The sequence below is a fragment of the Pelosinus sp. IPA-1 genome, from assembly GCF_030269905.1.
GTDB lineage: Bacteria > Bacillota > Negativicutes > DSM-13327 > DSM-13327 > Pelosinus.
Genome location: NZ_BSVC01000001.1, coordinates 672796 through 696068 on the forward strand (window position 1 = coordinate 672796; position 23273 = coordinate 696068).

At 37.1% G+C, this 23273-nt stretch carries 20 protein-coding genes and 2 riboswitches; of the genes, 18 read left to right on the forward strand and 2 right to left on the reverse strand.

Translation table 11 applies throughout. The annotated features are described in order from the left end of the window. The first annotated feature begins 61 nt into the window (after nucleotides 1-61). From QSJ81_RS03085 to thiC, 16 genes are all read left to right on the forward strand, one after another. The gene (locus tag QSJ81_RS03085) at nucleotides 62-1108 is read left to right on the forward strand and encodes an AI-2E family transporter (protein ID WP_285715940.1); all 1047 of its coding nucleotides are present in this window, start codon (nucleotides 62-64) and stop codon (nucleotides 1106-1108) included. 162 nt (nucleotides 1109-1270) lie between these two features. Continuing rightward, nucleotides 1271-3964, forward strand: coding sequence for a sigma-54-dependent transcriptional regulator (locus QSJ81_RS03090; protein WP_285715941.1), 2694 nt, complete (start codon nucleotides 1271-1273; stop codon nucleotides 3962-3964). 292 nt (nucleotides 3965-4256) lie between these two features. After that, nucleotides 4257-4562, forward strand: coding sequence for a PTS sugar transporter subunit IIB (locus tag QSJ81_RS03095; RefSeq protein ID WP_285715942.1), 306 nt, complete (start codon nucleotides 4257-4259; stop codon nucleotides 4560-4562). A gap of 65 nt (nucleotides 4563-4627) precedes the next feature. After that, nucleotides 4628-5947 carry a PTS sugar transporter subunit IIC gene (locus tag QSJ81_RS03100; protein ID WP_285715943.1) on the forward strand — a complete coding sequence of 440 codons (1320 nt, stop codon included), beginning with the start codon at nucleotides 4628-4630 and terminating at the stop codon, nucleotides 5945-5947. Nucleotides 5948-5955: 8 nt separating this feature from the next. Beyond that, nucleotides 5956-6252 (forward strand): PTS lactose/cellobiose transporter subunit IIA, encoded by a 297-nt coding sequence (locus QSJ81_RS03105; protein WP_285715944.1) that lies wholly within the window; start codon nucleotides 5956-5958, stop codon nucleotides 6250-6252. Between the two features lie 79 nt (nucleotides 6253-6331). Beyond that, complete coding sequence (locus QSJ81_RS03110) at nucleotides 6332-7423, forward strand: DUF871 domain-containing protein (RefSeq protein ID WP_285715945.1); 1092 nt, start codon at nucleotides 6332-6334, stop codon at nucleotides 7421-7423. A 563-nt stretch (nucleotides 7424-7986) separates the two neighbouring features. Further along, a complete protein-coding gene (locus QSJ81_RS03115) occupies nucleotides 7987-9264 on the forward strand; it encodes an S-layer homology domain-containing protein (protein ID WP_285715946.1) in 1278 nt (425 codons plus the stop codon). A 366-nt stretch (nucleotides 9265-9630) separates the two neighbouring features. Next, nucleotides 9631-11772: a sensor histidine kinase gene (locus QSJ81_RS03120; RefSeq protein ID WP_285715947.1), complete on the forward strand. Its 2142-nt coding sequence runs from the start codon at nucleotides 9631-9633 to the stop codon at nucleotides 11770-11772. Nucleotides 11773-11790: 18 nt separating this feature from the next. After that, complete coding sequence (locus QSJ81_RS03125) at nucleotides 11791-13317, forward strand: DUF3369 domain-containing protein (protein ID WP_285715948.1); 1527 nt, start codon at nucleotides 11791-11793, stop codon at nucleotides 13315-13317. 57 nt (nucleotides 13318-13374) lie between these two features. Then, on the forward strand, nucleotides 13375-14076 hold the full coding sequence (gene deoD / locus QSJ81_RS03130) for a purine-nucleoside phosphorylase (protein ID WP_285715949.1): 702 nt from the start codon (nucleotides 13375-13377) through the stop codon (nucleotides 14074-14076). Nucleotides 14077-14125: 49 nt separating this feature from the next. Continuing rightward, a riboswitch (TPP riboswitch) is annotated at nucleotides 14126-14228 on the forward strand. 142 nt (nucleotides 14229-14370) lie between these two features. Then, nucleotides 14371-14562 carry a sulfur carrier protein ThiS gene (thiS, locus tag QSJ81_RS03135; protein WP_285715950.1) on the forward strand — a complete coding sequence of 64 codons (192 nt, stop codon included), beginning with the start codon at nucleotides 14371-14373 and terminating at the stop codon, nucleotides 14560-14562. 4 nt (nucleotides 14563-14566) lie between these two features. After that, nucleotides 14567-15337, forward strand: coding sequence for a thiazole synthase (locus tag QSJ81_RS03140; protein ID WP_285715951.1), 771 nt, complete (start codon nucleotides 14567-14569; stop codon nucleotides 15335-15337). Nucleotides 15338-15347: 10 nt separating this feature from the next. Continuing rightward, nucleotides 15348-16451 carry a 2-iminoacetate synthase ThiH gene (gene thiH, locus QSJ81_RS03145; protein WP_285715952.1) on the forward strand — a complete coding sequence of 368 codons (1104 nt, stop codon included), beginning with the start codon at nucleotides 15348-15350 and terminating at the stop codon, nucleotides 16449-16451. Then, nucleotides 16448-17074: a sulfur carrier protein ThiS adenylyltransferase ThiF gene (gene thiF, locus QSJ81_RS03150; protein ID WP_285715953.1), complete on the forward strand. Its 627-nt coding sequence runs from the start codon at nucleotides 16448-16450 to the stop codon at nucleotides 17072-17074. The genes thiH and thiF overlap by 4 nt, the downstream gene beginning before the upstream one ends. Nucleotides 17075-17108: 34 nt before the next feature. Further along, nucleotides 17109-17756: a thiamine phosphate synthase gene (gene thiE, locus QSJ81_RS03155; RefSeq protein ID WP_285715954.1), complete on the forward strand. Its 648-nt coding sequence runs from the start codon at nucleotides 17109-17111 to the stop codon at nucleotides 17754-17756. Continuing rightward, nucleotides 17756-19054, forward strand: a complete 1299-nt coding sequence (thiC, locus tag QSJ81_RS03160) for a phosphomethylpyrimidine synthase ThiC (RefSeq protein ID WP_285715955.1) — start codon at nucleotides 17756-17758, stop codon at nucleotides 19052-19054. The genes thiE and thiC overlap by 1 nt, the downstream gene beginning before the upstream one ends. Before the next feature lie 152 nt (nucleotides 19055-19206). Here the strand turns inward: thiC and trxA are convergent, their stop codons facing one another. After that, a complete protein-coding gene (gene trxA / locus QSJ81_RS03165; protein WP_038669352.1) occupies nucleotides 19207-19530 on the reverse strand; it encodes a thioredoxin in 324 nt (107 codons plus the stop codon). A gap of 7 nt (nucleotides 19531-19537) precedes the next feature. Beyond that, nucleotides 19538-20488 carry a thioredoxin-disulfide reductase gene (gene trxB / locus QSJ81_RS03170; protein WP_285715956.1) on the reverse strand — a complete coding sequence of 317 codons (951 nt, stop codon included), beginning with the start codon at nucleotides 20486-20488 and terminating at the stop codon, nucleotides 19538-19540. A gap of 251 nt (nucleotides 20489-20739) precedes the next feature. Here trxB and QSJ81_RS03175 point away from each other — a divergent pair, with 251 nt between their 5' ends. Beyond that, a complete protein-coding gene (locus QSJ81_RS03175) occupies nucleotides 20740-21402 on the forward strand; it encodes a TerC family protein (RefSeq protein ID WP_285715957.1) in 663 nt (220 codons plus the stop codon). Nucleotides 21403-21488: 86 nt separating this feature from the next. Further along, nucleotides 21489-21590, forward strand: a riboswitch (purine riboswitch). 313 nt (nucleotides 21591-21903) lie between these two features. After that, a complete protein-coding gene (locus QSJ81_RS03180) occupies nucleotides 21904-23271 on the forward strand; it encodes an NCS2 family permease (RefSeq protein WP_285715958.1) in 1368 nt (455 codons plus the stop codon). The last annotated feature ends 2 nt before the right edge of the window (nucleotides 23272-23273 follow it).

Sequence of the window (23273 nt, forward strand, 5' to 3'; positions counted from 1 at the left end):
ATATAATGTATTTATAGTAGTAAGGCAAGTAAGAGTTGAACAACAGATAGGGGGAACAAGGATGCTACGTGATAGTAATAAAGTGGCTCAATCCCAGAGGGGAAGTTTGTGGAAGGATGCTATTTTCATATTTTTCTTGGTATTTATTAGTCTAGTATCTGTATTATATATATATGCAAAATCATTGCTTATTTTATTATTTATAACGGCACTGCTATTTATTTTGCTTGACCCTATTGTCAAGAGAGTTTCACGTTCTATCCCTCACGGGTTGGCAGTTTTATTCGTTCTTATTGGCTTTTTTGGTATATTAGCAGTACTCGTGAGCATGATTTTTCGTACGATATTGCCTGATTTGGCAGGTTTTATCCGAGAGTTTCCAGCTTTTATTATTCACTTTGATTCATCCATCGTAGTTAATCTATTGCCTCCTGAGTTTACTGAATATGGAAATCAGGTGTTGCGGGATGCCGTAGTTTTTGCTGTGGATATAGTAAAGGAATCGGTTATTCCTTTACTGCGTACCTTTTCAGGGGTTGCAGAAATGATTGCTGTGCCTTTTTTAACTTTTTACTTATTAAAAGACGGACGAAAAATTTCGTCTTCCATTGCTGATTTTTTTCCTCCTCAGCAAGTGAAAAAATTTGCAGCTTTTTTTGGTGATGTAGGTATTGTACTAGGTGGATATATTAGAGGACAGATGCTAATTTCCATCGTTTCTGGTAGTGTTGTTTTTGTAGCAATGCATATTTTAGGTCTGCCTTATGCCCATGTGCTTGCAATGGTTTCTGCCTTGTCGGAATTTGTTCCTGTAATTGGCTCGGTTGTAGCAACTGTCCCTGGAACCTTAGTTGCCTTATCTTATTCACCATTACTGGCCTTTAAAGTGTTATTATTTTATGTTATTTTGCTAAAGGTAAATCACAATATTATATATCCTAAGGTAGTAGGCAAAGCCATCAAGATTCATCCTATATTTATTATGGTTACCATTTTGCTCTTTGGGCATCTTTTTGGAATTACTGGCATGTTATTTGCTGTACCGACTGTCGCTGTAGGTAGAGTATGGTTAATACACCTACTTGGTAAATCGAATAGCACTTCATGAGTGATTGAAAAACACAGACAGATCAACGATTTGTCTGTGTTTTTTTATTATTCTAAATATTATATTTTTTGGAAGGAATGGATGTACTTGGTGGCGAATTTTCTACAAGGTTGTAATATTGGTGCGGATTGTAAAAAGTGTTAACTTGGGAGGGGGGCGTGAATGGGAAAGATCGATGCTGTATATAAAGCATTAGTTGAATTAGAAACTCCTGAGAATGGGGTGACTACGGCTATGCTGAGTAGTTTCTTAAAGTTGGATAGAGCCAATGTTAGTCGTTATTTGAATCAGTTATGTGATGAAAAGCAAATTGAAAAAAACGATGGTAGACCTGTAGTATATCGTTCCATAAAAAAGAACGTAAAGCCGACAATCATGAATAGTTTAGATGGAATGATTGGGGCGAGTTTAAGTTTACAATTACCAATTCAACAGGCGAAGGCAGCGATTCTTTATCCTCCTAGAGGTCTCCATACCTTGATTTTAGGTGAAACAGGTGTAGGAAAATCAATGTTTGCCGAGCTAATGTATCAATTTGCAAAAGAATCTCAAGTAATAAATGAAAATGCACCTTTTGTTCGTTTCAATTGTGCTGATTATGCGGACAATCCTCAGTTGGTAATGGCACAAATTTTTGGTGTAAAAAAAGGGGCTTACAGCGGAGCAGATTGTGATAGAGAGGGATTGCTTAAAAAAGCGGATAAAGGGATTTTTTTCTTTGATGAAATACATCGTTTATCACCTCAAGGGCAAGAAATGTTATTTACCTATATTGATAAAGGATATTTCCGCCCTTTAGGAGATACTGAGAAAGTAGTACATGTTGAAGTGCAGATTATTGCTGCTACCACAGAGGACACTCATTCCCACTTGCTAAAAACCTTTACGCGTAGGATACCCATGACGATAACCTTGCCTTCTTTGCAAGAACGTAGCTTGAAAGAACGTTATTATTTAGTCGAAGAATTTATTAAAAGTGAAGCAAAAAGGTTAGGTAAAGATATTTATATCAACAAAAATGCGCTGCTATCTTTTTTATTATATGATTGTCCTAATAATACCGGGCAATTAAAAAGTGATATTCAATTATCTTGTGCAAAAGCGTTTCTAAATTTTAAAGCCCAAAGTCGTGACTATATTTTAATTGAGCAGGCTGAACTGCATCATCGTGTTAAATGTGGCTTTATGAAGATGCAAGAACATAGGGGTGAAATTAATAAATTTTTTAAAAAGAAGGAAGAAATCCTAGTTTTTTCTTATAATGATCAATGGCATGCAGCCAATATGGATGAAACAGAAGCAAATAAAAATGGTGAGTATTTTTACGATATTATTGAAGAAAAGCTAAATAAGTTAAAGAAACAAGGGCTAACAGAAAATGAAATTAATGAGATATTAAATATAGATATTGAAAGTTATTTTAAAAAGTATATAAGTGATTTGCCAGAGAAATTTCGTAAAGAAGAAATTGCTAAAGTAGTTGCTATTGGAATTGTCGATATAGTAGAAAAAATCCTTAATTTTGCCCAAACAAAACTAAATAAAGAATTTGACGAGAAAGTTTACTATGGGTTGGCTCTTCATTTAAATAAAAGTGTTGAGCGAATTCGACATGGTAATAAAATTTATCATCCTAAATTGGATTTTATTCGAACTCAATATGCGGATGAATTTTTAGTTGCAATCGAAATTGCTAAAATGATTGATACCCATTTAGAAATTGAAATACCGCTAGATGAAATTGGCTACATCACCATGTTCTTAGCTTCAAATTTATGCGAGAGTTACATAGAAGATTGTAGCAAAGTAGGGGTATTGGTCATTATGCATGGACATGCTACCGCTAGCAGTATGTGCCAAGTAGCCAATAGTTTAATTGGAGTTGAATTTGTCCAAGGACTCGATATGGCGTTAAGTATGAAGGTAGAAAAAATGTATGAAGAAGCTAAGAAGAAGATTATGGAAATGGATAAAGGTAAAGGTATTTTATTGCTTGTCGATATGGGGTCTCTTAATAATTTCGCTGATATGCTTACGGAAGAGACGGGTATAAAGGTAAGAGGTATAGATATGATTAGTACCCCTATCGTAATTGAGGCATGTAGAAAGGCTATCATTGGTAGTGATTTGGACTCAATCTTTCAATCCTGTCAAGAAATGAGCAGATATAGAATACAAACTAATTATGAAAAAAGGAGCTATAAGAAATTTTTAATTATTACTGCTTGCTTTACAGGGGAAGGAGCGGCAGAAGGGTTAAAGGAAATTATCCAAAACCATCTAGGACATAAATCCGTATTACATATCATGGCTCTTAAGATTTTAGATCATAATGACTTTTTGGGAAAAATACAAATGCTGAATAAAGAATATCAAATACTAGCAATTGTTGGTACGATCAATATCTCTATTGAAAATATACCTTACTTTTCTGCATCTGACATTTTGTCAGGAGATGGCATGGAAAAGATTGAATCTTTAATTAGTAGAGAGCAGGATTATATAAAAATTAAGAATTCTCTTAAGAGTCATATTAAGTCTGTTTCTGCTGAAGAACTTGTGTCAGATATACGAAAAATCATTCGAGATATTGAGCAGGGCTTATATATCATTATTCCTCAAGATGTTACTGTAGGTATTGTGCTGCATATTAGTTTCATGGTTGATAAATTAAAATCTGGTAATAGAGAAATTGTATTTCAAGATGTAAGTAGTTATCGCAGTCTGCATCATAGAGAATTTATGTTGATTAGTCAAGCTTTAAAACCATTGGAAAATAATTATCAAATACAGATAGTGCAAGATGAATTGGCATATATTGTCCGTATGGTTATCGAAAATAGCGTAAGTGTGTAAGCTTACTATACTGTGTAATAGAATCTCAAAATAGTGTGTAGGAAAACTGCACACTATTTTTTCATAATTCGTAATAAGATAACCTTTCAAAGTCCTATGGAGAAAGGCGAAATGAAAAATGGTGATTGAATTCTTAAAACGTTAATATTGGCATGTAACTTGCAACTAGAAATAGTGTACGGAAGTGGCTATAGGCTCACTATGGAGTCACGAGAACTTGAGTATTAACAAGGTAAATGTCTTGTGCAAGGAGGTGTCCATAGTCTATAGCAATAAAAAAGGGGGACTGTTAGTGAAAAGGATTTTATTGGTTTGCTCAGCAGGCATGTCAACAAGTTTATTGGTTAGTAAAATGAGGATCGCTGCGTCTGAGCAAGAAATTGAGGCTGAGATTCAAGCGGTGGCTGAGGCTGAGTTGAGTGATCATAGTGACAAAGTAGACGTTGTATTATTGGGCCCACAAGTAAGATTTCTGTTAAATAAGATGAAAGCTTCTTTAGAGCCAAAAGGAATTCATGTAGCTGTAATTAATAGTGTTGATTACGGTACTATGAACGGAGAAAATGTATTAAACCAAGCCATTGAATTAATTGGTTAGGAATTGAGTTGCTAAGCAATTAATAGAGTATTTACAATTTTACGTAAGGAAGGCGGTAAAATAAGATGGGATCTGTTATTGAATTTCTTGAAAAATATTTTGTTCCGTTTGCTGGACGAATAGGCTCACAGAGACATTTGGTAGCTGTTCGTGATGGTTTTGTAGCAATTATGCCCTTAGTACTGGTTGGTGCATTAGCAGTTTTGATTAATAGTTTTCCTATTCCTGCCTACCAGGATGTAATGAATAATATCTTCGGGAAATCATGGAAATCTTTTGGTGCCAACTTATGGACAGGTACCTTTGCTATTATGGCTTTGATTACAGTCATTAGTACAAGTTTCAGCTTGGCAAGATCCTACAATGCAGATGGATTAGCTGCGGCATTAGTTTCTTTCGGTTCTTTGATTATGCTTTATAGTGGATCAGAAAAAGATTGGGCCATTCCTTTTGGTTTTCTAGGTGCCCAAGGTTTATTTGTAGCTTTGTTTGTAGCGCTCATATCGACAGAGATATTTGTAAAACTTATGGGTAATCCTAGGCTGCTTATTAAAATGCCCGAGGGCGTGCCTCCAGCTGTTGCTAAATCCTTTGCGGCGTTAATACCATCGATTGTAGTGCTAACCCTATTTGGCGTTCTAAAATGCATAACAAATACCTTAGATATACCTAATATTCACCAAGCGATTTTTAATGCGATACAAGCCCCTATTGCAGGTTTAGCGGATCATTTAGGTTCTGCCATATTAGTTGCTTTCTTGGTACATATTTTATGGTTCTTTGGTTTACATGGCACTAATATTCTAGGACCATTGTTAAATGCTGTATATTTACCAGCTATCAATGATAATATTGCGGCTCTACAAGCAGGTACAGCCATTCCAAATATTGTAACCATGCCTTTCTTTGATGCCTTTGTGTGGATGGGGGGAGCTGGAACAACGATCAGTTTATTGGCTGCCTTGTTTATCGCTGGCAAAAGAAAGAGCAATCAGAGTATGGCTAAACTAGCCGCAGGTCCAGCTCTGTTTAATATTAATGAACCGATGATGTTTGGGCTACCAATTGTATTAAATCCCTTATATTTAATTCCTTTTGTATTAACCCCGATTGTATTAACAATCGTAACCTACATGGCGATTGCTTCTGGTTTAGTTCCTAAAACCATTGCTATGATGCCTTGGACCACTCCTCCAGTAATTGGTGGATTCTTGGTGACGGGTTCTGTGATGGGCGCTTTATTGTCATTCGTGAATTTAGTAATTGGAGTAATACTATACATTCCATTTATTATATTAGGGGAAAGGCATGAAAATAAATCCGATATTGCAGCCGCCAAAAGTCAGAGCATAAAAGGTACTAATGTCAGAAGCGAAGGAGTATAAGTTAAGCTATGGAGACCATAATACTAAATATCATAATACAAAGCGGCGACGCTAGAAGCTTTGCAATGGAAGCTATACAATGTGCTAAAAACGGAGAGTTTGATAAAGCAAGAGAATTGATGGAGCAGTCAAAAGATAAATTAGGCTGTGCCCACAAAGAACAAACCAAACTAATTCATGCAGAAGCCGGAGGAGGGAAAACAGAAATTTCATTACTATTGATACATGCACAAGATCATCTAATGACAGCAATGACGGTGAAAGATCTTGCAAATGAAATTGTTGAGGTTTATTCAAGGTTGTAATGCTTACGTACTATAGCCTAATAGGAAAGTAATATTTTCTATTAGGCTATTGCTTTATAGAATTGAGGGGGATTATATTATGCGACAATTGGGAATATCATTGTATCCAAATCATACCAGCGTGGCGGAAAATATAGCATATATTGAGCTTGCTTCCCAATATGGGTTTAAACGAATCTTTACTTGTCTACTATCTGTAGATCAAGATATTGAGCAAGCGATAAATGAATTTAAAATAATAACTGCCTGTGCAAAGCGAAATAATATGGAAGTGATTGCTGATGTTGCGCCAGCAATCTTCACAAAGTATGGAGTATCGTACCAAGATCTATCCTTCTTTAAGGAATTAGGTCTTGATGGTATACGTTTAGATTTAGGTTTTAGCGGGATAGAAGAAGCATATATGACTTTGAACCCTTATGGATTAAAAATAGAGTTAAATGCTAGTAATGGTACTAAGTATGTAGATAACATTGTTTCTTATCATCCCAATGTAGAAAATATTTTAGGGTGTCACAATTTTTACCCTCATGTTTATACTGGATTAGGATATAACCATTTCATAAAATGCAGCAAACAATTCAAAGATTTAGGGATTAGAACAGCAGCTTTTGTAAACTCCAAATCTGCTATGTTCGGCCCCTGGCCGGTAACAGAAGGGCTATGCACCTTGGAGATGCATAGGAATTTATCGATTGATGTGCAAACCAGGCACTTGTTTGCTACAAATGTAATTGATGATGTTATTATCGCCAATGCTTTTGCTTCCGAAGAAGAATTAAAATGTTTAAGTGAAATTGACAAATATATGCTAGAATTTACGGCTGTATTTGCAAATCATATTCCTGAGTTAGAAAAGAAGATTGTCCTAGAAGAATTTCACTTCAATCGAGGAGATGTGTCAGAGTATGTTGCTAGATCAACACAATCTAGAGTGAAGTACAAAGATCATAATTTTCCACCATTTAATACCCCAGACATAAAAAGAGGCGATATTTTAATCGAATCCTCTCTATATTCTAGATATGCAGGTGAGTTGCAAATTGCCTTAAAAGACATGAAAAATAGCGGTAAAACGAATGTAGTAGGTAGAATCGTTGAAGAAGAAATATTCCTATTAGACTATTTGGAACCTTGGATGAAATTTAAATTTACAGATCTAAATAAATAGTAATATGGGGCGCCTAATATAGGTGCCCCATTTAATTTTAGCCGTGCTTATTCATTGGATTGGTCATTGGATAACTGGTGTTGCATCCTCACAATAACGGCAATCGGACGGTCTGTGAACTATTTTAAATCAGCAAAACTGGTAGTGTGTAGAGAATACACGATATAAAAAGGTTTAAAAGCAGTGTGTAGTTACAAATACACACTGCTTTTAAACCTTTTTATGGTGTTTTAGGTAGCGTATGTCCCAATAATTCAATGGTTGGGCAGGCCTTATATTCTTTAATTATTTTTATATAAGCTTGGCATGCATATTGCATTATAGCTAAGTGTAAATAGTTAGAATTATCTAAAGGGTGAAGTAGTAGATTGTTGCTATCACTGAAGATGGGGAGAGATAGGGGGAAAGGAGATGTGATAGGTACAAGCCCAAAATCTCCAAGTAAGTGTTAACAATGAGTGCTCGTTTGAAGGAAATATTTAAGGGAACATGGAGACTTAGATAGTAATTCATCTTAAGTGCACTCAAATAAAACAAAATAAGATTCTAAGGAGCGTAAAAAGATGAACAAAAAAATTATCGCCACTGTGGTTGCCGCTTTTGTATTAGGTTCAGGAACTGCTCTTGCAGCTAGTAATCCTTTTGCTGATGTTTCCCCTAATGACTGGGCATATGGTGCTGTGAAAAATCTAGCACAGGCAGGCCTCATTGACGGTTATGGTGATGGTACTTTTAAAGGTGATAAGAGCGTTACTCGTTATGAAATGGCTCAACTAGTAGGGAAAGCGATGTATAGATCTGATAAAGCCAATGCTGAGCAAAAAGCTACCATTGACAAATTAGCTGCAGAATACAAAGATGAACTACAAAACCTTGGCGTTCGAATGGCGAAAGTGGAAAAAAGCGTTGACGGGGTAAAAGACTTAAAAATTTCTAACTGGATTCAATCTGAAGATACTTTTGGAAATACTCGGGGACTTACATTGCGTGAGTATGACTGGGAATACCGTTTGGCAGTTGAAAAGCAAGTAAGTGATAAAGTTCATGCAATGTATCAATTCAGAACCTATACTGGTCTAGATTCACAAAGATGGGGATATGGTAATGCCAGTGGCGTGAATGATAGAACAAACCAACGTGGTGCGTTGACTACACGCCAAGCGTGGGTTAGTTATCAGGCTAATGCCAATACTGGTGTTACTATTGGTAAACAAGTGCTTTGGGATGGATTTATTTGGGATGACTTCATTCGAGGTATTAGCATAAATACCAAATTAGGTGATAAGACGAGTTTAGTTGCTGCAACAGGCCGTTATGATCTTTCCAATGGTCCATATGACAGTGTTAATGGCTATAATGTAAATGGAGTAATTAATACAGCCTCTTTATCCACTAAAGTTGGTGATTTGGATATTGCCGCTAAATGGATAGTCGGTAGCTATGATCTTAGTTCTAATCGGGGTGGCAATATAGTTGGAGGATTAGCGAGTTACACCTTGCCAGGTGGTATTGGTCTCCAGGCTGGTTATGCTAAAAATACCCGGGAAAATGATCACAATAAATTGGAAAAATTTCAGATTTCCAAACGAGTTGGCGGTACAGATGTATTCATGCAATACTGGAAACAAGATTCCAAACTCAATGCACCGATGGAAAATGGAGACCATATGGCATGGTGGGGTGACATGTATGGTGGTCATGATATAAAAGGCTGGCGTTTAATTACAGATACGCCAATTGACAAACATTTTGATGTCTCCTGCTACTATGGTGATTATAAAGTTCAGGATACCAATACAAAAGCTAAGAAATATGGTGTTGATTTAACTTATAGTTTCTAGATTTTAAGAAAAATTATTACGCTTGACATGGAACCTTGCTTAGGACAGTAAAAAAAGACTATGCAATTTTCTTCTAATATAGAATAATACTCTTTAGAGACACTCTATGGCGATATTGATGGTGACATGTCTGCTAAAAAAATATGGCTTTAGCGTACAAGTAAGCTTCTAAATATATGAATTTCCTGAGTCTGAAGACTTATAGCCTAGAAACTAGGTTGTAAGTCTTATTTTTTTTACACATTACTCACGGAAAATTAGCCTGAGCTTAATGATAGTACGGTTTTGTAGCAAAATCAATGAGTTTAGACAAGAGGTTAAGGTGACAACTTTTGACTACTTTGCAATAAAATAGGAAGGTTATGGATGAAAAATGGCGAAAGTTGTATTACAGGTAAAACGTTTGATACGCAGGAGGGAAATGCTGTGAAATATGCAGTGTCTTTAAGCTTACTAACTGTGCTGATTATTACGTTTTTATTGGGTGGAACTTTCATTTTTCTAATCGAGCACGAATTGGCAGTAGATATTCCTTGGTTGAGGCATAAAGATGCTAATATTCTACATTCTGCTGCTAATGAAGATATAGAATCTTTTCACAACGACCGAAAAAAGATATTGGTTCTTCATTCCTATGACTCTGAGATGCCTTGGGTGAAATTAGAAGAAGAGGGGATTAAATCAGTTTTTCAACAGGAAAAGCAGGCGATACTTTCTTTTGAGTATATGGATACGAAATATAATATTACCCCTGATTATCTAAATAACTTATATAAATTTTATGAGCAAAAATATAAAGGAAAGAAATTTGATGCTGTGATTGTTACGGATGATGCAGCTTATGACTTTGCACGAACATACCAGCAAACCCTTTTTCCTCTCACTCCGATTATTTTCTGTGGTGTTAATTATTTTAATGAAGCAGATATAAAAGACAAGGAATGGGTAACAGGAGTTATTGAGGACGTTGATATAAAGAAAACAATTGAAGTTGCCTTAGCCCTACAGCCTCAAGTGAAAAAGATTGTTGTTATTAATGATGAAACTGCAGTTGGTAAGGCTAATAAGCAATTATTAGAAAAGAGTATGCCTATTTTTAAGGAAAAGGTACAATTTGTATTCTTAGAAAAAATGGCTATGTCAGAAGTTCTAGAGCAAGTAGGCAACCTTTCAGATGACACAATCGTATTACTGATGACTTTTAATGTAGATAAGAATGATACGATCTTTAGTTATGAGGAAAGTGGTAATTTAATTGGTGCAAGAAGTAGGGTGCCTGTATATTGTTTTTGGGACTTCTATTTACAAGATGGTATGTTAGGCGGGATGATAACCAGCGGGTATAATCAAGGAAAAACTGCGGGCCAGATGGCCCGAAAGATTGTGTTTGATGGTGCAAAATTAGCTGACATGCCTGTGATAACAGAAAGTACTAAGCAGTACATGTTTGATTTTAATGCACTACGCAAGGCTGGTATCAAGGAAGAACAATTACCAGCAGGTAGTGTTATTGTGAATAAGCCAGTTACCTTCTATGAAACGTATAAATCCTTAGTTTGGTTCTTGATGGCACTATTTGTAGTATTGCTGTTTTTAGTAACAGTATTAGCTTTTAATATAAACCGCCGTAGGAAGGTTGAGGAGGAGATCCGTCAGCTCAATAGGGCCTTAGAGAATCAAGTCACTGAGCGGACTAGGGCATTGCAGGATACCAATTCTACCTTAAGACAGACCTTGGAAGACTTACATCAGGCTCGTCGTCACTTGGTAGAGTCAGAGAAAATGGCCTTATTAGGTGAGTTAGTAGCAGGTATAGCACATGAAATAAACACTCCGATAGGAAATAGTATTACGGCAATTTCGCATTTGACAATGTTGACAGGAGAATTCAATCAAAAATTCTTGGATGGCCAAATGAAACGATCCGATTTAGAAATCTATTTAGATTCTTGTAATAAGGTAAGTAAAATTATTACTACTAATCTAGATCGTGCTGCAGAGTTGATTCGTAGTTTTAAACAAGTTGCAGTTGACCAGTTAGTTGAAGAACGGCGAAATTTTGATTTGAAAGAATACATACAGGATGTATTGGTAAGCCTAAATCCTCAATTGAAAAAGACTCAGCACAAAATAAACGTAACTTGTCCTGAGGGCATTAAGGTTTACTGGTATCCTGGAGCATTTTGGCAAATTATATCAAATATGCTAAACAATTCTATATTACATGCTTATTATCCAGACGAACTAGGCACGATTTCCATTACTGTTTCTTATGAAGCTGGGATTATCACCTTGATTTATGCAGATGATGGAAAAGGTATGGAGCCAGAGGTGCAAAAGAAGATCTTTGAGCCATTTTTTACAACACGGCGGGGTACTGGTGGTACTGGCCTTGGTATGCATATTGTCTATAATTTGGTGGTTTTTAAAATGAAAGGAACCGTTGAGTGTACTAGTCAGCTGGGAAACGGTACGGTTTTTACAATAAAACTTCCAGAACGTACTTAAGTTAAAGGAGAAAATATCATGGATGATGAATTGTTATTTGTAGAAGAGACGGATGTACGTGATAGTAAGGCAGCAGGACAGATAAAGGTTTTGATCGTTGATGACGAAGAAGAAGTACATATTGTTACCAAGCTAGTATTAAATAACTTTGTATTTGAAGGTAAAAAGATTGAGCTTCTTAGTGTTTATTCTGCTAGTGAAGCTAAGACGGTACTAGAGGAACATGGGGATATTGCTCTTATTTTATTAGATGTTGTCATGGAGAGAGCGGATGCCGGGTTAGAACTGGTAAAATACATTCGAGACGTTATGGAAAATAAGTTGGTGCGGATTGTATTGCGTACGGGCCAGCCCGGAGAAGCTCCAGAAGCCCAGATTATTGTTGAATACGACATTAATGATTATAAAGAAAAAACGGAATTAACAGCCCAAAAGCTGATAACTACCTTAATCTCTGCGTTGCGTTCTCATCGAGATTTATTGACAATTGCCATGAATAAACAAGGGTTAGAAAAAATTATCCAGTCTTCACCTGAGATTTTTCGTATGCAATCCATGCAAAACTTTGCCGCTGGTGTACTAATGCAACTCATCGCAATGCTTGGACTTAATAAGAATAGCTTGTATGTCAAGGTATCGAGTTTTGCCGCTACGCGAAAGAAGGATGGAGAAATAAAGGTTTTAGCAGCTACAGGTACCTTTGATAGTGAAACCTACGAAAATATTTCGATTGACGTGAAAAATAAACTTGATTACGTTCTTATGGCGAAACAAAGTATATTTTTTGAGGATTACTTTATTCTTTACTGGCAAAGTGCAGACGATTATGTGTATCTAATTTATATGGAGGGTGGACAAAGACTTAGTGAGTTAGATAGGCGTTTATTAGATGTTTTTTGCTTAAATGTTTCTTCTGCCTTTGAAAATCTTAAATTGCATTTAGAAATGTATAATACACAACGAGAGGTTTTCTTTAGGTTGGCCGAAGTGGCAGAAACGCGCTCAAAAGAAACAGGCAACCATGTAAGACGTGTTGCTGAATATGCTCGTTTGCTGGCTGAAAAATATGGATTACCAGATGATGAAGTGGATCTAATTCATTTAGCGACTCCTATGCATGATATAGGTAAGCTAGGGATCCCTGATGAGATATTAAATAAACCAGGGAAATTAACGCTAACCGAGTTTGAAGTTGTCAAACTTCACGCTAATATTGGCTATGATATGTTAAAGGGATCTCATTTAACGATGTTAAAGGCAGCAGCTATTATTGCGCAGCAACACCATGAACGATATGATGGCAAGGGATATTCTAGTGGGTTAAAAGGGGAAGAAATTCATATTTATGCTAGAATCGCCGCCATTGCCGATGTCTTTGATGCACTAAGCTGCAAAAGAGTCTATAAAGAAGCCTGGCCATTAAATGAAATTTTGACCTATTTCAAGGAGGCTAAGGGAGGACAATTTGATCCTGTATTAGTTGATTTATTTTTTACTAATTTGGATGAAATCATTAAGGTGAGAGAAAAGTATGCAGATGAATAATTGCGGCGTACTTCTGGGGGTTGTATAATATGGTTAGAATAAGATGGAGGTAGAAAAATGAGTTTACATATTGATGCAAAAGAAGGCGATATCGCTAGTACGGTATTAATGCCTGGTGATCCACTTAGAGCTAAGTTTATAGCGGAAAACTTTTTGGAAAATGCTGTTTGTTATAATGAAGTGCGTGGTATGTACGGGTATACAGGATATTACCAGGGCAAAAGAGTTTCTGTACAAGGTTCGGGAATGGGGATTCCTTCTATATCTATTTATGCCCATGAGTTAATGACGAGCTATAATGTGAAAAATATTATTCGGATTGGTACTTGCGGATCATTACAGGAAAATGTAAAAATTAAGGACATTGTTCTCGCTATGTCAGCTTCTCATGATTCTAATATTAATCTACAACGGTTTGAGGGTATGACCTTTGCTCCTACAGCAAATTTTGAATTATTAAAAAAGGCATATGATGTAGCGCAGCGGTTAGGGATTGAAACTAAAGTCGGAAATGTGTTTACAACGGATACCTTTTATCATGATGATTGTGAGGATTGGAAGCGTTGGACCAAATTTGGTGTATTGGCCGTCGAGATGGAAACGGCAGGATTATATACTTTGGCTGCAAAACATGGTGTAAAGGCGTTAACCATTGTGACAGTGAGTGATAGCTTAGTTACAGGTGAAGCTACTTCTGCTGCGGAACGGCAGACGACTTTTACGCAAATGATGAAAATAGCTTTGGAAATGGTAGAGTAAAAAAAGCATTGCACTTTATGAAGGTCTATAATATACTGTAGGAAATTACATATGACGCTGGGGGAGCCTTATGGCTGAGAGGGAATTTTCATTCCTGACCCTTTGAACCTGATGTGGTTAGTACCATCGTAGGGAAGCTATTTTATATTTGTGTATGTTATTTATAAAAGCTTATCCTCTTTGGATAAGCTTTTTTTATTTACCATTACATATTTCAATATTTCTCTGCGATCACTATCTATACTATTTCATTCTTAAATGCATTACAGAGGTGAGGTGAAAAAGTTGGAGGTTATGCTAAACGGAAACCTTGAAAAAATAGCGGAGGAGATAAATTTATCTACGTTTTTACTTAGCAAAGGTTTGAATCTTGACACCATTATTGTGGAATATCAAGGCAATATAGTAAAGAAAGAGGAATGGGCAACGATTACTTTGCAAGATAAGGATTGTTTAGAAGTACTAAAATTTGTTGGCGGAGGCTGATTTGATGAGTGATTCATTAATGATTGGTGGGAAAAGCTTAGAAAGTCGTCTATTTATTGGCACAGGTAAGTATTCTGCAGACACTATGATTCCCGAAATTATAGAGAAATCAGGATCACAAGTTATTACCGTGGCGCTTCGACGAATTGATTTTAATTCTCCTAGAGGGAATGTGATGGATCATATTCCTTCCAGTATGCAACTTTTGCCGAATACTTCTGGTGCGCGAAACGCACAGGAGGCAATACGAATTGCGCGGTTAGCCAAGGCCGCAGGATGTGGCAACTGGATTAAAATTGAGGTTATTTCGGATAATAAATACTTGTTGCCAGACGGTTATGAGACCATTAAAGCAACGGAAATATTAGCTAAGGAAGGGTTTGTAGTATTACCTTATATCAGTCCAGATTTAATGGTAGCAAAGAAACTAGTTGAAGTTGGTGCAGCAGCAGTTATGCCATTAGGTGCCCCCATTGGCAGTAATCGAGGTTTAAAAACCAAAGAATTATTAAAAATAATGATTGAGGAAATATCTTTACCAGTGATTGTTGATGCAGGGATTGGTAAACCTTCCGACGCTTGCGAGGCGATGGAAATGGGGGCAGCAGCTTGTTTATTAAATACTGCAATTGCCAGCGCAGACGATCCTGTCTTAATGGCTGAGGCTTTTGGTATGGCTGTAATTGCCGGGCGTAAAGCGTATTTAGCGGGTCTTGGGCGTTCTCATAAGTGGGCAAGTTCTTCATCTCCTTTGACTGGATTTTTACATAATTGAGGAGGAAACTATGAGCTTTTATGATGAGTATTTGCAATATACTGAAGGCAATATAGAAGAAGTATTTCAAAATACAACCTCTGAAGATATTGTAAAGATTCTTGGGAAAGAGCGATTAACAGTAAAGAATTTTTTAGCCTTATTATCTCCTAAAGGGGAAGAACATTTAGAATTAATGGCCCAAAAGGCAAATCAGTTGACAGTACAAAATTTCGGACGTGTCATTTTATTGTATACACCGATGTATTTATCTGATTACTGTACAAATCAATGCACCTATTGTGGTTTTAATATAACCAATACGTTTACCCGTAAGCAATTGACCATGGAAGAGGTAGAAAAAGAAGCCAAAAATATTGCGGCTTCCGGCATTCAACATATTTTAATTCTAACAGGAGATGCTCCAGTAAGAGCTGGCGTCTCTTATATGGAAGATTGTGTTCAGATCTTAAAAAACTACTTTTCCTCCATTGCCATTGAGGTCTATGCCTTAACAGAAGAGGAGTACGCCAAACTTGGAGAAGCTGGTGTAGAGAGCATGACAATGTATCAGGAAACCTACAATCCAATCATCTATGACAAACTTCATGTGAAAGGGCCTAAGAAAGATTATCACTTCCGCCTTGATGCACCAGAACGGGCTTGTCAAGCTGGTTTTCGCTCTGTAAATATTGGAGCTTTGCTCGGACTTGATGATTGGCGCAGAGATGGATTCTTTACGGGCTTACATGCTAACTACTTGCAAAATAAATATCCAGATGTTGAGATTAGTATATCGCTACCTCGTATACGTCCAACTATGGGGGCTTGCGAAACTGGAAACAACGTGAACGATAAGAATATGGTTCAATTTATGACCGCTTTTCGGTTGTTTATGCCAAGGGCGGGGATGCCTTTATCGACTAGAGAAAGTGCAGAATTTCGGAACCACGCTATTAAATTAGGGATTACGAAAATGTCTGCAGGAGTCAACACTGCAGTAGGGGGACATATTGAGGTTCAGGAAAACGCAGGACAATTTGCCGTTTCTGATACACGGAGTGTGAAGGAGATGTCTAAGGCCATTCTGCAATTAGGTTATCAGCCTGTATTTAAGGATTGGCAAGCGATATGACAGTAAAATATAGAAACTTATTTGAGAAAGCATTAGGTATGGCTCTAGGAGAGAACAATTTAGAAAAGATCCAACAGATTACGGTAGGTATCGGTGGAGCTGGGGGACTAGGTTCCAACTGTGCAGTGAATTTAGTGCGTAGTGGTTTTAGCAATTTTGTAATTGTAGACTTTGATACAATTGAGTTTTCTAATCTTAATCGGCAGTTTTATTTTTACAATCAAGTTGGTAAGTCTAAGGTAACGACCTTAAGGGAGAACTTACTGGCAATTAATCCTGCTATACAAGTAGAAATCTTGCAGGAGCGAATAGAGGAACACAATGTTGCTGCCCTGTTTAAAGATTGCCATATTATTGTTGAAGCCTTTGATCAAGCAAACTATAAGAAAATGATTGTAGAAGAATACCTACAGTCTGAAAAATTTATTGTATCTGCTTCTGGTCTCGCAGGTTATGCGGATAGTGATGAAATAAAAACTCATAAAATCAAAGAAAACTTATATGTTGTCGGTGATTTATCCTCTGCTGTCGGCAAGGAGCTGCCACCCTGTGCACCTAGAGTCAGTATTGCGGCAGCAAAACAGGCAAATCTTATTTTACAATTTGTGTTAAATAACCTCTAATGTCAAAAGGATAGAGGAAAGGTGGGGTGATTGTATGGATAGGAATTATTCCTTACCCAATGATTTATACTGTATTACAGCGGAAGACTTTTCCTTAGGTCGAAGCAATATCGAAGTAGTAAAACAATGGATTGACGCTGGTATTAAAATAGTTCAATACCGAGAAAAAGATAAAAGTATGAAATTGAAATATCAAGAGTGTAAAATCATTCGAAGGTTAACAAAAGAAACGGGCGTATTTTTTATTGTTAATGATGATATTGATTTGGCAATGATGGTGCAAGCTGACGGAGTACATATTGGACAAGATGATTTTCCTCTTGCGGCAGTTAGAGAATTGGTGGGGGATATGAGGATTGGGATATCAACTCATTCGCCTCAGCAAGCCCAAGAGGCTGTTGCTTCAGGCGCCGATTATATTGGGGTAGGGCCAATTTTTAAAACTTCCACAAAAAAGAATGTGTGCCAGCCAGTTGGACTAGAATATTTAGATTATGTAGTTAAGAATATACCCATTCCCTTTGTTGCAATTGGAGGGATAACAGAAAGTAACGTAGCAGAGGTTGTTAAAACAGGAGCAAAATGTATTGCTATGGTTACAGAAATAACGAAAGCTCATGATATGGGTGATAAGATTCGTAAGGTTAGAACAATAATAAAAAGTATGGGAGAGAATATATAATGACATATACGACACAAATGGATGCAGCAAAAAAAGGAATTGTAACAAAAGAAATGAGCGTAGTAGCTGCTAAAGAAAACATGGATGTAAAAAAACTAATGGATTTAGTGGCACAAGGAAAGGTTGCTATACCAGCTAACAAAAATCATACATCTTTGCAAGCGGCAGGCGTTGGGGAAGGGCTTAGTACAAAAATTAATGTCAACTTAGGTGTATCAGAGGATTGCTGTGATATTGAGCAGGAAATCTGCAAAGTAAAGAAAGCTATCGAACTAAAGGCTGATGCTATTATGGATTTAAGCTGCTTTGGTAAAACCAGGGAGTTTCGTCGTAGATTAATCGAGTTTTCGCCTGCGATGATTGGTACGGTTCCTATGTATGATGCGGTTGGTTTTTTAGATAAGGAATTAAAAAATATTACAGCAGAAGAATTCTTATCCGTTGTTGAGAGACATGCAGAAGATGGTGTAGATTTTATGACCATCCATGCTGGACTCAATCGAGAAACAGCAGGTAAGGTTAAGTTAGAGAAAAGGTTAACTAATATTGTATCTAGAGGTGGGTCGTTGCTTTTTGCTTGGATGGAACTAAACAATCAAGAAAATCCTTTCTACGAGCACTATGATCGAGTGTTAGATATTTGTGCTAAATATGACGTTACTATTAGTTTAGGAGATGCCTGTAGACCAGGTTGCATAAATGATGCGACCGACGCAGCGCAAATTCAAGAATTGATTGTATTAGGAGAATTAACAAAAAGAGCTTGGGCAAAAAATGTGCAAGTGATTGTTGAGGGGCCTGGTCATATGCCGCTAAATCAGATTACAGGTAATGTGATGTTGCAGAAGAAGTTGTGCCATGGTGCGCCTTTTTACGTCTTAGGACCCCTCGTTACAGACGTTGCACCTGGCTATGACCATATTACCAGTGCGATCGGAGGAGCGATTGCTGCTGCTGCTGGAGCCGATTTCCTATGCTATGTAACACCAGCAGAACATTTGCGTCTGCCAACGATGGAAGATATGAAGGAAGGTATCGTTGCTTCTAGAATCGCTGCTCATGCTGCTGATATTGCCAAAGGAGTGCCAGGGGCTAAGGAATGGGATAATCAGATGAGCCAAGCTCGTGCCGATATTGATTTTGATAAAATGATTGAACTATCCATTGATCCCGAAAAATCAGGAAGATATCGTAGAGAGTCATTACCTGAACATAGTGATACCTGCACCATGTGTGGCAAAATGTGCGCCATGAAAACTATGAAAAAAATATTAAATGGAGAAGAAGTAGACATTTAAATGAGTAAAAAGGAGGGTCTTTCACGAATGGTTCGTGAAAGACCCTCCTTTTTTCCAGGATCAGAAAGTATAACACTTTCTTGGTTCCAAGTAAGAACGACTAAGGCTTCTGCCTGCGTCCGAGGACTTGGCACAAGCCAAGTCTTTTCTTATTAATCTAGAAGTGCCTTAAGATGTTCTTCAATTTCTTCGCGACTTACCGCACCTCGAATGGTTTTCATAATATTGCCTGCTTTATAAAAATGGAGAGTAGGTATGCTCATTACATTAAATTGGTGAGTAAGACTGCGATTTTCAGAAGTATCTACCTTGCAAAACTTTATTTTTCCGTCATATTCTGCTGCCAACTCTTCAAATATAGGCATTAATCTTTTGCAGGGAATACATCTTGGGCCCCAAAAATCCAGCAATACTGGTAGTTGGCTTTTCAATACCTCTTGTTTGAAGTTTTCCTTAGTAATTTCAATAATCTCCATAAATTGATTACCTCCTTAAGTTGTTTTCCATAGACTCAGGAAAATATTCTTCTATATATTTTTCCGCATGGTAGGCGGCAATTGCTCCGTCGCTTACTGCGGTAACTACCTGTCGTAACAGCTTTTGCCTTACATCACCTACTGCGTAAACTCCTGGGATATTGGTGCGCATAAAATCATCTGTTTTGATATAACCTTCCTCTGTAAGTTCGATAAGGTTTCTTACAAAATGAGTATTTGGCTCATTCCCAACATAAATAAATACCCCGTCAATAGGTAGCTCGATTTTTTGCTCTGTTTCTAGGTTTTTTAGGATTACTTTTTTTACAGTTTCTTCGCCTAAAATTTCTTCGATCACCGTATTCCAGATAAGTTCTATCTTGGGATTTGACAATGCTCTTTCTTGAATAAGTTTTGTAGCACGCAAGGCGTTTCTTCTGTGGATGATAGTCACCTTATCAGCAAATCTTGTTAGATAACATGCTTCCTCCACTGCGGCGTTACCACCACCTACAACAACTATATTAGCGCCTTCAAAAAAAGCACCATCACAAGTAGCACAGTAAGAAACACCTCGTGACCGAAAAGTGTTTTCGCCAGGGCAATTCAGGTATCTTGGAGTGGCGCCGGTAGCAATAATTATTGTTTTACTAGCGAAAGTCCCTTTTGTGGTGTTAACAATATGGTATTTATCCATTGTCTCCAAGGAATGTACTTTAGCGATTAAATTCTTTGCCCCAAATCGTTGGGCTTGCTCTTCCATTTGCGTTGATAGTTCAAAGCCATTAATGCCTTGGGAAAATCCAGGATAGTTTTCAACTTCCTCAGTAGTAGCTACTTGCCCACCTATTCCTAGGCTTTCGATATATAGTGTATCTAACTTACTTCTGGCACTGTATAAGGCCGAGGTTAAGCCAGCAGGCCCAGCACCAATGATGATGACATCATAGGATTGCATGGAAAATCTCCTTTTTATATATTATTTTTGCTGGTTTAGTATGGTTGCAGAACCCTTTAAGTAATGAAAATAGTAATATTTTATAACAAGAAATCTACATGGTAATGCGTGGTATTGGAAATACTAGCAAGGGCACATGAGATACATAAAATTTTCTGTAAGGAATTTCTTAATATTATATTCAAGTAGTACGGTAAAGAAAACTTGTCACACTATAGTTTTAAATTCCACAGAAAAGGGTGGATCTTAGAATGGAATATGTCTTACTTTTACTCAGCATTATTATGATTAATCTTCTGCTTAGTGGTGATAACGCGCTGGTAATTGCGTTAGCGAGCCGCAACCTGCCAATCGAACAACAAAAAAAAGCAATGCTGTGGGGAAGTATTGGTGCGATTGTTCTCAGAGTTGCGTTAACTTTTATTGCGGTATTTATACTTAACATACCCTATTTACAAGCACTTGGTGGTTTTATGCTGCTTTGGATCGCAATCAAACTTGTGGCTGATCAAAAGGGACCTACTTTTTTAGAGGGCAAGAAAAATTTATGGGATACGATTAAGACGATCATAGCCGCAGACTTTGTCATGAGTCTTGATAATGTTATTGCTATCGCAGGCGTAGCAAAAGGGAAGATTAGTTTATTGATAATTGGACTAGCAATTAGCATTCCAATTATTGTGTGGGGAAGTAAGCTTGTGGGGATGCTGATTCGAAAATGGCCATCGGTCATACTAATCGGTGCATTTTTTTTAGGGTGGACAGCTGGTGAAATGATTTTCTCTGACAAAAGAATAGTTCTGGTAGTGAGTCAGTATTTGTGGATGGATAAAATTTTTTCTGGGATTTGTGGCTTGCTTGTTGTCTTTATTGGTAAAAGAATGAGATTTAAAAAAGATAAAAGTAGAAAATAAAGCCATTAAATCCGAACGATGAAGAAATATTTATGACAAACGTTCACATTTTGTTTGACAGTTTTTTCTCTATGCTATAAAATAAATAGCGTAAAGAAAATATAACTCGTATAATTTTGAGAATAAGGCTCAAGCGTTTCTACCGGACGACCGTAAATTGTCTGACTACGGGTGAAAGTGTACCTAGGGTTCCGCATAACCAAAACAGATTATGTTCTGTTTTTTTATGGTCCGTGACCAAGTGGTACAGGCACTATGGCAGTGCTACACCGATGGGATAAAAACCCGGGCGGGGAGGTTTCGCTCATTACCTGATGCGATCCTCCCTGCCCGGGTTATTCTTTTACAATGGAGGTGATATTACAGAGTTAACACGGTAAAGAAGTTACTTTCTAGATAAGGAGCGGCTCTTTTCATGTGTTCTACTAATTACATAAAAAAACAGTTTTTGCATGGTGTTAGTGTGTGTTATAAAAATATTATATTGAGGGAGAGGCATATATGTTAGAAAAATTATTTAAATTAAGTGAACGTAATACCAACGTACAGACAGAGGTAATGGCTGGTATTACTACATTTATGACGATGGCCTATATTTTATTTGTAAATCCTAGTATCTTAGGATCCGCTGGAATGGATAAGAATGCAGTATTACTAGCCACTGCAATCGGTTCAGCAGCCGTTACTATTATGATGGGGTTATTTGTTAATTACCCGATTGCTTTAGCGCCTGGTATGGGTTTGAATGCTTTTTATGCTTTTACAGTAGTTATCGGCATGGGGATTCCTTGGCAAGTTGCTTTAGGGGCTGTATTCATATCTGGTATTGTTTTCTTGCTCTTAACAGTAACTAAAATTCGCCAACTTTTAGTTGAGGGTATGCCTAATTCTTTAAAACACGCAATTACCGTAGGGATTGGTCTTTTTATTACAATTATCGGTTTAAAACTTTCAGGGATTATGAATATCCGGTTATCCTTGATTCCGCCTACTTTAGAAAAAATCGTGGCTGCAAAAGGTAATGGCTCACCACTGTCTTTCGAAACAATTATTGAAATGGGCAAACTCGCAGATAAAGAGATATTGCTAGCAATATTTGGGCTTGTTTTGATTAGCATTTTAATAGCGCGTAAAGTCAAGGGTGCTATGTTAATTGGTATTATAATTAATACTCTAGTTGGTATTGCTATGGGTATTGTAAAGGTTCCAACCGGATTTGTTCCTGTAGCTATGCCTGATTTTACTAACAATGCTTTTTTTGCTCTTGATATTCCGGGGGCTATCAGCATGGGATTAATGACAATTATCTTTACCTTTACTTTCGTTGAATTATTTGACACTATGGGAACTTTAGTGGGTACGACGAGCAAGGCTGGTCTAATGGACAAGGAAGGAAAAATCCCTGGAATTGGCAAGGCAATGTTAGTTGATGCCACAGGGGTAAGCCTTGGTGCTCTACTAGGGACAAGCACAATTACTGCCTTTGTTGAAAGTGCTGCTGGTGTAGGTGCAGGTGGTCGTACAGGTCTGACTGCTGTTGTCTGTGGAGGAATGTTCCTTCTGGCTCTCTTCTTTACTCCGATCGTTGGTTTGATTCCTGATGCTGCTACAGCTCCTGCTCTAATTATTGTAGGTTCTTTAATGATGGAAAGTGTAAAACATATTGATTTTGCTGATTTTACAGAAGCTATGCCAGCTTTTATGACAATTGTTATGATGCCTTTTACTTATAGTATTGCAAATGGTATTTCTTTTGGTTTGGTTTTGTTTCCTTTATTAAAATTAATTACAGGTCGCGGTCGCGAAGTACATTGGATTGTATACATTTTAGCAGTTCTAGTTGTTGTACGTTTAGGATTTTTGGCTTAGGT